General features: G+C 67.2%; 9 protein-coding genes. 5 read left to right on the top strand and 4 right to left on the bottom strand.

Going from position 1 to position 10081, the window contains the following annotated elements:
- Positions 1 to 135: 135 nt before the first annotated feature.
- Genes ACXJKJ_RS29465 through ACXJKJ_RS29475 form a run of 3 tightly spaced genes read left to right on the top strand, consistent with a single transcriptional unit; the run spans position 136 to position 4880 of the window.
- Positions 136 to 3090 (top strand): TonB-dependent receptor plug domain-containing protein, encoded by a 2955-nt coding sequence (locus ACXJKJ_RS29465; RefSeq protein WP_457394751.1) that lies wholly within the window; start codon positions 136 to 138, stop codon positions 3088 to 3090.
- A gap of 51 nt (positions 3091 to 3141) precedes the next feature.
- A complete protein-coding gene (locus ACXJKJ_RS29470; RefSeq protein ID WP_457394754.1) occupies positions 3142 to 4053 on the top strand; it encodes a YihY/virulence factor BrkB family protein in 912 nt (303 codons plus the stop codon).
- Positions 4050 to 4880 carry an alpha/beta hydrolase gene (locus tag ACXJKJ_RS29475; protein WP_457394757.1) on the top strand — a complete coding sequence of 277 codons (831 nt, stop codon included), beginning with the start codon at positions 4050 to 4052 and terminating at the stop codon, positions 4878 to 4880. Before ACXJKJ_RS29470 ends, ACXJKJ_RS29475 begins: the two co-directional genes overlap by 4 nt.
- Here the strand turns inward: ACXJKJ_RS29475 and ACXJKJ_RS29480 are convergent.
- Genes ACXJKJ_RS29480 through ACXJKJ_RS29490 form a run of 3 tightly spaced genes read right to left on the bottom strand, consistent with a single transcriptional unit; the run spans position 4858 to position 6891 of the window.
- Positions 4858 to 5490, bottom strand: a complete 633-nt coding sequence (locus ACXJKJ_RS29480; protein ID WP_457394760.1) for an LON peptidase substrate-binding domain-containing protein — start codon at positions 5488 to 5490, stop codon at positions 4858 to 4860. The two genes, ACXJKJ_RS29475 and ACXJKJ_RS29480, sit on opposite strands and share 23 nt — an antisense overlap.
- 4 nt (positions 5491 to 5494) lie before the next feature.
- Complete coding sequence (locus ACXJKJ_RS29485) at positions 5495 to 6424, bottom strand: patatin-like phospholipase family protein (RefSeq protein WP_056194871.1); 930 nt, start codon at positions 6422 to 6424, stop codon at positions 5495 to 5497.
- Between the two features lie 41 nt (positions 6425 to 6465).
- On the bottom strand, positions 6466 to 6891 hold the full coding sequence (locus ACXJKJ_RS29490) for an Lrp/AsnC family transcriptional regulator (RefSeq protein WP_056194870.1): 426 nt from the start codon (positions 6889 to 6891) through the stop codon (positions 6466 to 6468).
- 125 nt (positions 6892 to 7016) lie between these two features.
- On the opposite strand from ACXJKJ_RS29490, the gene ACXJKJ_RS29495 reads away from it, so the two are divergent.
- Positions 7017 to 8054, top strand: coding sequence for an ornithine cyclodeaminase (locus tag ACXJKJ_RS29495; protein ID WP_457394763.1), 1038 nt, complete (start codon positions 7017 to 7019; stop codon positions 8052 to 8054).
- Between the two features lie 341 nt (positions 8055 to 8395).
- Positions 8396 to 9301 carry a DUF4399 domain-containing protein gene (locus ACXJKJ_RS29500; protein ID WP_457394765.1) on the top strand — a complete coding sequence of 302 codons (906 nt, stop codon included), beginning with the start codon at positions 8396 to 8398 and terminating at the stop codon, positions 9299 to 9301.
- Here the strand turns inward: ACXJKJ_RS29500 and ACXJKJ_RS29505 are convergent.
- Positions 9289 to 10081: HD-GYP domain-containing protein (locus ACXJKJ_RS29505; protein WP_457394768.1), on the bottom strand; the 793-nt coding region annotated here is incomplete at its 5' end. The two genes, ACXJKJ_RS29500 and ACXJKJ_RS29505, sit on opposite strands and share 13 nt — an antisense overlap.

A 10081-nucleotide genomic window follows, 5' to 3' on the forward strand; every position in this document is an offset into this window, starting at 1 on the left:
GGCGAGTTTCAACCTAAGCCATCCGGTTTTTTTAAGCTTCCCGGACAGCGCTATCCAATAACCAAGTTTGTTTACCGAATACCGGCTCAACGACCACAAGGCAGCGGCCCACCGTGCCACCTCAGGAGACCTCCCATGCGAAATCCCGGTTCCAAGACCCTGATCCATCTGGCGGCCCTCACGGCTTGCGCCGTGCTGGCGCTTCCCGCCCTGGCCCAAAGCGCTGAGACACCGGCCACAACGCCTGACGCCGCGCCAGAGGTCAATCCGGGCGCCAGCGTGCTGAGCACCGTGGTCATTACGGGCTCGCGCATCTCGGCGCGCGGCTTCACGCAACCGACGCCGACCACGCGCCTCACCGCCTCGGACCTCGAGAAGGCGGCTCACCCGAACATTTTCCAGAGCCTCGTTGAGTTGCCTGCGCTCCAGGGCAGCACGGGTCGCACCACCTTCACCAACAGCACCAGCAGCGGCTTGCAGGGCCTCAGCTCCCTGAGTCTGCGCGGCCTGACCCCGATCCGCACGCTGACCCTGCTCGATGGCCAACGCGTGGTGCCGGCCAACGTGACCGGCGTGGCTGACATCAGCCAGTTCCCACAGCTCCTCGTCACACAAGTCGACGTGGTGACCGGCGGTGCCGGCGCCTCTTACGGCTCCGACGCCGTGGGCGGCGTGGTGAACTTCATCACCGACAAGCGCTTCAAGGGCTTCAAGGCCAACATCGAAGCTGGCCAAACCAACTACGGCGACGACAAGAACGGCGCACTGCAAGCCGCCTGGGGCAGCAGCTTCCTCAACGACCGTGCGCACATTGCCGTGAGCGTGGAACTCGTCCGTGAAAAGGGCGTGCCCTCACCCCGCTTTGGTGGCCAGGGCGCCAACGGCCGCACCTGGTTCAACAACCCGGCCTGGCAACAGCGCCCTACCGGCCAGACCACGGACGGCAGGCCGCAGCTGTTCGACATCCGCAACGCCCAACAGTTCCAGTACTCCAAGTACGGCTTGATCACCCAGGGTCCGCTGCAGGGCACCGCCTTCGGCAAGGACGGCGTGCCCTACAAGTTCGAGTACGGCTCCAACGGCGTGCCCACCGGCACGGGTGCAGTGACAGGCTGCATCACACCCTTCTGCGTGGGCGGCGACCTCTCCGGCACCATCGGCGGCGGCACCACCATGGGCATGAACCTGCAGCGTCAGGTCTTCTACACCCGTGCTAGCTATGAGCTGGACGATGACAACGAGGTCTACTTCACGGTCAACCTGGCCAGGACCAACGCTCGCAACACGCCCAACCCCGGTTCGCCCAAGCTGGACAACTTGACCATCCAGTGCGAGAACCCCTACGTGCCGGCCTCCATCAAGCAGGCCTGCGTGGACAAGGGCATCACCAGCTTCAAGTTCGGCACGGCCTACGGCAACCAGCCCAAGGACATCGAAGTCAACCCGATCCGCGAACAGAAGCGGTTCGTGCTGGGTGCGACCGGCAAGGCTAGCGCGCTAGGCCAGACTTGGTCGTATGACGGCTACTTCGAGCACGGCGAAAACAGCATCGACCTGAAGGTCAGCAACATCATGCTGAACCCGCGCTTCAACGCYGCCATCGACGCCGTGCGCAATTCGTCCGGCCAGATCGTCTGCCGAAACGCCACCGCCGTGGCCGCGGGCTGCGCGCCGCTCAACATCATCGGCGATGTGCAGCAGGATCCGGCCGCGCTGGCCTATGTGTTCCCGGCCGTCGGTCCGCATCAGTTGTCGGTGCAGCGTCAGACGGTGGCCAGCTTCAACCTCAACGGCCAGCCGTTCTCGAACTGGGCAGGACCGGTGGCCGTCGCCTTCGGGGCGGAAGCTCGCAAGGAAGGTTACTGGGTGACGGGCGACCCCTACGGCAATGGCGTCTACCCCGCAACGCCCAATACGGCCGACTACCCGGCTGACCCACTCCTCAACACCACTGTGGGCAACAACTGGTTCGCCGGCAACTACCACGCTGCGGCGGGCGCCTACAACGTGAAAGAAGCTTTCGTCGAAGTGAACGCTCCGATGTTCAAGTCCGACAGCCTGGGCGAGGCCAACCTCAACGCGGCCGTGCGTCGCACGCTCTACAGCACCGCCGGCGGCATCAACAGTTGGAAGATCGGCTCGACCTGGAAGACCGGGGTCGATGGCCTGCGCGTTCGCTACGTCGCCTCGCGTGATGTGCGTGCGCCGAATCTCTCCGAGCTGTTTGCCGCGCCGGTGGTCATCAACCAGGCCGTCAACTTCCAGGGCAACACCTACAACGTGCAGCAACGCACCATCGGCAACGTCAACCTTCGCCCCGAGCTGGCCAACAACCGCATCCTCGGCCTGGTGTTGTCGCAGCCCAAGTGGGCGCCAGGCTTCAGTGCGTCGATCGACTACTTCGACATCAAGTTGAAGGACGTGATCTCCACCCTCGGAGCCCAGCAGGAAGTGGACCTCTGCGCTGCCGGCAACCAAGAGATCTGCGCCGCGATGGATCTTGTCAGCCCCGTGAAGTACGTGACGCTGCAGGCCTTCAATCTGGCCAGGATGCGCAGCAAGGGCTTCGACATGGAAGCTCTCTACCGATTCAACCTGGCCAGCGTCAATCTGCCCGGCAAGCTCACGCTGCGTGGCCTGGCAACGCACACCAACAGCTTCCTGGTCACATCGGGCATCGTGGGCACCATCCCGGCCGAGCGCGCAGGCGTCAACCTCGGCGACACGCCGACGTGGAAGGCCCAGTTCTCGCAATCCTGGGAAGGCGAAAAGGCCAGCTTCACGGTGGGCCAGCGCTGGGTCAGCAATGGCGTCTACAGCAACGAGTTCATCGAGTGCCAGACCACCTGCCCAGTCTCCACCGCCATGCACCAGACCATCGACAACAACCACATGAAGGGCGCTTTCTATTGGGATCTCGCCGGCAACTACAAGATCAACAAAAACATCACCGCCTACTTCAAGATCGACAACGTCACCGACGTCGCGCCGCCCAACGCCCCGGGCACCAACACCGGCTATGGCGTGAACCCCTCGCTGTTCGACGTGCTGGGCCGCCAGTACCGCGTGGGCGCCCGCATGACGTTCTGACGCCGGTCGCGTCCTACAGCGGCGGCCAGCGCATGCCGCGAGACTTCGCGCATGCGCTGGCTTGATCAGATCCGACCGCTGGGACGCGTGCTGAAGCTGACCTTCGACGGCTTCCTCGACGACCGCGGCCCGCGCATGGGCGCGGCACTCGCCTACTACACGCTGTTCTCGCTGGCACCGCTGCTGCTCATCGTCGTGTCGGTGGCCGGCCTCGTCTGGGGCGGCGAGGCGGTGCGCGGCGAGCTCTTCGACCAGCTCGCCGCGCTGCTCGGCGCGACGGCCGCCTCGACAGTCGAAAGCATGCTGAAGTCGGTCTCCTGGCCGGCCGGCGGCTGGCTCAGCACGGTTGTCGGGCTGGGGCTGATGCTGGTCGGTGCGACGACGATGTTCGCCGAGCTCCAGGATGCGCTGGACACCATCTGGCGCGTGCCGGCCCGCCCGGTGCAAGGCTGGCTGAACTGGCTGCGCGCGCGCCTGCTGAGCTTCGGCCTCATCTTTGGCCTGAGCTTTCTGCTGCTGGTGTCGCTGCTGCTGGACGCCGTCATGTCGGCCGCCCAGACCTGGTGGCAGCCCTGGTTTGGCGACTGGCTGCGCGTCGCTGCTCTGGCCAACACGGTGTTCAGCCAGGGCCTGGTGGTGGCCGTGTTCGCGCTGATCTTCAAGTGGATGCCACGCGTTCACGTCGCCTGGCGCGACGTGCTGCTCGGCGCCTTCGTCACGGCGGGCCTGTTTGCGTTGGGCCGCTATGGCATCGGCGCCTATCTGCAGCGCAGCGGCGTCGCCTCGGGCTTTGGCGCCGCGGCCTCGGTCGTGGCCCTGCTGGTGTGGGTGTACTTCTCGGCGCAGATCCTGCTGATCGGCGCCGAGTTCACCTGGGCCTACGCAAGAGTGTTGGGTTCGCGACGGGAAACGGAAGAAGCTCGTGCAAACTTGCGCACCGATTCCCAGCCCGCGACGCGATGACGACCACCACCACCGACGACGGCCTCAAGCTCCACCTGCGCCACTGGCCCACCACCGCGGCTCCCGCACGCGGCCAGTTGCTCATCTGCCATGGCCTGGGTGAGCACATCGAACGCTATGCCCATGTCGCCGCGGCACTGAACGCGGCCGGTTGGGATGTGCACGGCTGGGACCACCGCGGCCACGGGCGCAGCGATGGGCGCAAGGGCGACATCCCCGCGCACGACGCGCTGCTGCGCGACACGGCGCGCGTCATCGACGCCGTGCGCCAGCCGGGCAAGCGTTTCGTGCTGCTCGGCCACAGCATGGGCGGGCTGATCGCCGCGCGCTTTGCAGCAGAAGCGCTGACAGGCAAGCCCGCGGCCTGGAGCCGGCCGCTGGATGGCCTGGTGCTGTCTTCCCCCGCGCTGGATGCGGGCCTGTCCGGTTTCCAGAAGCYGCTGCTTGCCGCGGCGGGATCGCTCGCCCCGGGCCTGGCCGTCAGCAACGGCCTCAAGCCCGAATGGATCAGCCGCGACACCGCCGTCGTCAAGGCCTACGCGACCGACCCGCTGGTGCATGACCGCATCACGGCGCGGCTGACGCGCTTCATCGTCGACAGCGGCGCCCGTGCCATTGGCGACGCACCGCGCTGGAAGCTGCGCACGCTGCTGATGTGGGCCGGCGCGGACCGCTGCGTGTCACCGCGCGGCAGCGAGGCCTTTGCGTCTGGCGCACCCGCCAATGTCGTCGCCACCAAGCCCTGGCCCGGCCTCTTCCACGAGATCTTCAACGAGCCCGAGAAGGCCGAGGTGCTGAAGACGCTTACCGATTGGCTGAACGCGTAAGCGCGTCAAGCCGGTCGACGATGAGCTCCAATCTCAGCAGCGGGTTGTCCATCACCATCAGCCGCTGGCGCGCCTCGACCGGCATGGGCAGCAGCTCGGCCCAGCGGTTGGCCAGCCAGCCCGCGTCGTCCCACTGGTAGGGCGGCTGCACGGGCAGGTCGTCCGCGGCGCCGCGGGCCTTCCAGCCGGCGAGCAGGTCCTGCAGTTGCTGAGCGGCCTGGCGCAGATCGTCTGGCACCGGCACCGCGACGTCGCCGGCCAACAGCTCAAGCCGGCCGACCCACAGGCCATGGCTGAGGTTGCGCGAGCCCTGCACGCGAAAGCGCTGCGTGCCGCAGATGCGGATGTTGATGAGGCCGGCCTGCGCGTGCTCGAAATCCTCGATGCGGGCCAGCGTGCCGACGTCGTGAAAAGCCTCGGCCCGAAAGCCCTCGCCCTCGCGCCGGCGCACCTCCTCGCCCGAAGTCAACGCCACGATGCCAAAGGGCTCGCCGCGCGCATGGCAGCGCTGCACCATGTCCAGGTAACGCGGCTCGAAGATGCGCAGCGCCAGATGGCCGCCGGGAAAGAACACCGAGCGCAGCGGGAACAGCGGCGTCTCGGCATTCATAGCTTCAGCGCGTCTTCTCGGCGATGCGCTGGCGCAGGATCGGCAGGATCGCCTGCGCTGCCTCGCGACCGGCCTGCACCGCACGGCGCCGCGCCGTGAAGTCGGCGCTGCCCACGCCATCGAGCCTGGGCCGGATGACGACATCCGCCTCGCGGAGCTCGAACATGTTGATGCTGCGCCCCATGATGGAAAAGGTCTGCATCAGCATGCGAAAGGCGTCGCCCGGCGGGTCCTTCTCGGGCGGCGAGGTGATGTCCACCGCGACGACGAGCTGCGCGCCCATTTCCCTGGCAAAGCGCACCGGCACCGGTGACACCAGGCCGCCGTCGACAAATTCGCGCTGGCCGATGCGCACCGGCTGGAACACGGCCGGTACCGCGCTGGAGGCGCGGACAGCCGTGCCGGTGTCGCCACTGCGGAACAGGATGGAAGAGCCGTCGGACAGGTCAGTGGCGACGATGCCCAGCGGCACCACCATCTGCTCGATGTTCTTGCCGCCGGTCTTGTCGCGGATGAAGCGCGCCAGCGCCTCGCCGCGGATCAGCCCGCGCAGCGGGAAGGACCAGTCGGTGATCGCGCCCTCGTCCATGGTCTCGGCCAGCGTCTGCATCTCCTTGCCGGTCTTGCCCGAGGCGTAGAGCGACGCGACGAGGCTGCCGGCCGAGGTGCCGGCGACCAGGTCGACCTTGATGCCGTTCTCTTCGAACACCTGGATGACGCCAATGTGGGCAAAGCCGCGCGCGGCGCCGCCGCCCAGGGCCAGGCCGATGCGTGGCGGTTTCGGGGCTGGCTTGATGACGGGTGGCGGCTCAGGCGGCGGCGTCGGGACGACGACGACCGGCGGCTGGGGTGGCTGGCTGGGCAGCATGGAGCAACCGGCCAGCGCGACAAGGGAGGCCGCGAGCCAGGCACGGCGGATCAGGACAGGATTCATTTCAAGGCAGAGGGAGCGCGGCGCACGATAACCGAGGCCGATCAGGCCAGCTTGTAGCTTTGCAGATGGATGGAGGTCTCGGTGCCGGCGATGCCCTTGATGAGGCGCACCCGCTCCAGCACGTCGGCCAGTTCCTGCAGGCTGGAGCTGCGGATCTCGGCCAGCAGGTCCCAGCGGCCGTTGGTGTCGAAGAGGCCCGTGATGCCGGGCTCGCCGAGCAGCATGGCCACCACCTCGCGCGTGCGGTTGCCTTCAACCGTGATGCTCATCCATGCCGTGATCTGGTCGGGCACCGAGTCGGGCCGCAGGCGCACCGTGTAGCCGGTGATGACGCCGCTGTCTTCCAGCCGCGCGATGCGGTTGGTGACGGTGCCGCGCGAGACCTTGAGCTTGGCCGCGAGCGTGGCGACGCTGGCCCGGGCATCGGTGCGCAGCAGGGCAAGGAGTTGCTGGTCAAGGGCATCCATTTTGATCAATTCGGCAATTTCCACTGCCATTTTGCCAAATCGCGATGCATTACGTGGCAAGAGTTGAGCTTCTGTTTGGCACATGGCCCCGGAAGAATCGCCTCAACACATTCCGCGAGACTGCCATGACCACCGTCCTCACCACCCAAGACGTCGCCCGCCTTGTCCAACGTGTCGGACTTCCCGATTTACTTCGCCGCCTCGTCAGCTACCTCGAATCCGACTACCTGCGCTGGGCCGAATTCGACAAGACGCCCCGTGTCGCCGCCCATTCACAAGACGGCGTCATCGAGCTGATGCCCATCGCCGACGCCAGCCTCTACAGCTTCAAATACGTCAACGGCCACCCCAAAAACCACCGCTTCGGCCTGCCGACCGTGATGGCTTTCGGCGTGCTCGCCGACGTGGCGACCGGCGCCCCCGCCCTGCTCTCCGAGCTGACCCTGACCACCGCCATGCGCACCGCCGCCACCTCGGTCATGGTGGCCAAGCGCCTCGCCCGCCCCGACAGCCGCGTGATGGCCCTGATCGGCAACGGCGCCCAGAGCGAGTTCCAGGCCCTGGCCTTCCACCACCTGCTCGGCATCCGCGAGCTGCGCCTCTACGACATCGACCCGGCCGCCACGGCCAAGCTGGTGCGCCACCTTCAGCAAACGCCCGGCCTCACGCTGACCGTGTGCGCCTCCACTGCGGAGGCGGTCAAGGGCGCCGACATCGTCACCACCGTGACCGCGGACAAGACCAACGCCACCATCCTGACGCCGGACATGATCGAGCCCGGCATGCACATCAACGGCGTCGGCGGCGATTGCCCGGGCAAGACCGAGCTGCACCGCGGCGTGCTGGAGATGGCCCGCGTGGTCTGCGAGTTCGAGCCACAGAGCCGCATCGAAGGCGACATGCAGCAGATGCCGGCCGATTTCCCCGTCACCGAGTTCTGGCGCGTGCTCGCCGGGCAGKCCCCGGGCCGCGAGTCGACCAGCCAGGTCACAGTGTTCGACTCGGTCGGTTTCGCGCTGGAGGACTTCTCCGCGCTGCGCCTGCTGCGCGACGTGAGCAATCAGCTTGGCCTGGGCGCGCCGCTGGACCTGATCCCGCAGATGGTCGACCCCAAGGATTTGTTCGGCGAACTGCATCTGACCCACCAGCTTCAGGTGGCTTAGGGCCTGTTCACGCTACGGGAATCGGTGCGAGAGGGTCTGCGCGGGTGCAGGGCTAGGCGTGCGGCGCCGCCTGGGCTCGTGCCCAGGCCAGGCGCGCAACAACGCCATGCGCCCGCGCAGGCCCTCTCCCGAAGGGTTGCCACCCAAAAGCCCGCGCGCGGCGTTGCGAAGCCTCGCTGGGGCCGACCCCAGCTTCGACTTTGCGCCTTGCTCGCGGGCTTTTGGGTGGCAACGCGTCCGATCCCCGTAGCGTGAACAGGCCCTGGCGTCCGTAACTTTCACGACGCCTCTTCGCTAGCGCGCGCCCCAGAATCGGTGGCGCACGCTGCCGGAGGGCTCGCATGGGATCTGCCGCTCGACTGACCCGCCACTTTTGGCCACTGGGTCTGCTGCCCGCGCTGGCCGCGGCCGAGCCACTGCCTACCGATCCGCTGGAGCGTCAGTGCTGGCTGTCACACACGGCCCAGCGCACGGCCCTCGACCTGCGTGAGCCGGTCTCGGTGCACTTCAGCAACGTCAAGACCGGCTACCGCGTGCGCTCGCCCTTCTGGGTGGAGTTCGGCATCCGTGGCATGGGCGTCATTCCGGCCGGCAATGCCAACGAGAAGGCCGGCCACCACCACATCCTCATCGACACGCCGCTGCCGCGCGACCACACCGCACCCATCCCCTTCTCCAATACGCACAAGCATTTCGGCAAGGCCCAGACCGGCACCGAGATCGACCTGCCGCCGGGCCGCCACACCATGCGGCTGCTGTTCGCCGACCACGCCCACAAGCCCTATTTCGTCTTCAGCAATGAGATTGCCATCGTGGTCGTGGGCAAGCGCGCCGACGCCCCGGCGCCCAAGGTCGTTGCGGGTGACCGCGACACCTGCGAAGCCTGGTACGAGGACCTGCGCGCCGCGCCACGCGCCTCAGCCGGCCGCGAGGTCTATGTGAAGAACCTGCGCGATGAAGAGGCGGTGTCGAGCCCCTTCACGCTGTCCCTGGGCGTGCTCGGCGCCGGCCTGGGCGTGGCGCCGGCCGGCACCGCCATCAAGGACACGGGGCATTTCCGCCTCAGCTTTGCGCCCAAGGGCGGCGGCAATGCGGTGCGCCAGAACCTCGTCGACGGCCGCACCGAGGCCATCGTCGACCTGCCCCTGGGCGAGTACGAAGCGGTTGTCAGCCTGCACGACGGCGCCGGAGAGCCCCTGCTCAAGGCCGCGCCGCTGAAGTTCAGCGTCACCCGTCACGACAGGTAGGCGCCAACGTCCTCCACGTCGATCAGCGCTGCCGCCATGAAGCGCCGCGCATAGGTCAGGCACACGCCCGAGCGCAGGAAAAGTTCAAACAGGCCCGGGTCAAGATGGCCCTCGGCCACCATGCGCCGCATGAGGCCTAAGGCCTCGGACAGGCGCTTGCCCGGCTTGTAGGGCCGGTCATCGGCCGTCAGTGCCTCGAAGACATCCGCAATGGCCATCATGCGGGCCTGCGGGCTCATCTGTGCGCCGGTCAGGCCGCGCGGGTAGCCCTTGCCGTCCATGCGCTCATGATGGCCACCCGCGATCTCGGGCACCTCGCGCAGATGCTTGGGGAAAGGCAGCTCGTGCAGCATCTTCAGCGTCTGCACGATGTGGTCGTTGATCTTGTAGCGCTCCTCCTCCGTCAGCGTGCCACGAGAGATCGTGAGGTTGTGCAGCTCGCCGCGGTGGTAGAGGTGTTCGGGCTGCTTGAGTTTGAAGCCCCAGCGGTTGTCACCGCCCAGTTGGTCGGTGGCGGGGCGCGACAGGATGTGCTCGGGCCGGTCCTGCAGCAGGCGCTCAGGAGCAGGCAGCGGCGGGCGCGGTTTGGGCTGGCGGCGCAGCTCCTCGATGGACAGGCCGAGCGTGTCGTCGAGCGTGCGCAACCAGCGCCTCTCGCCGATGCGGCGCAGCCGGGCAACGGCTTCGGGGTCCAGCGTTTCGCCACCCACATTGCTGGTCGCGACGAAGGCGTAGTCGGCATCCAGTTCGCCCTGGACCGGCGCCGCCGCGGCACGGGCG

This window comes from Roseateles sp. P5_E1 (genome assembly GCF_054049335.1).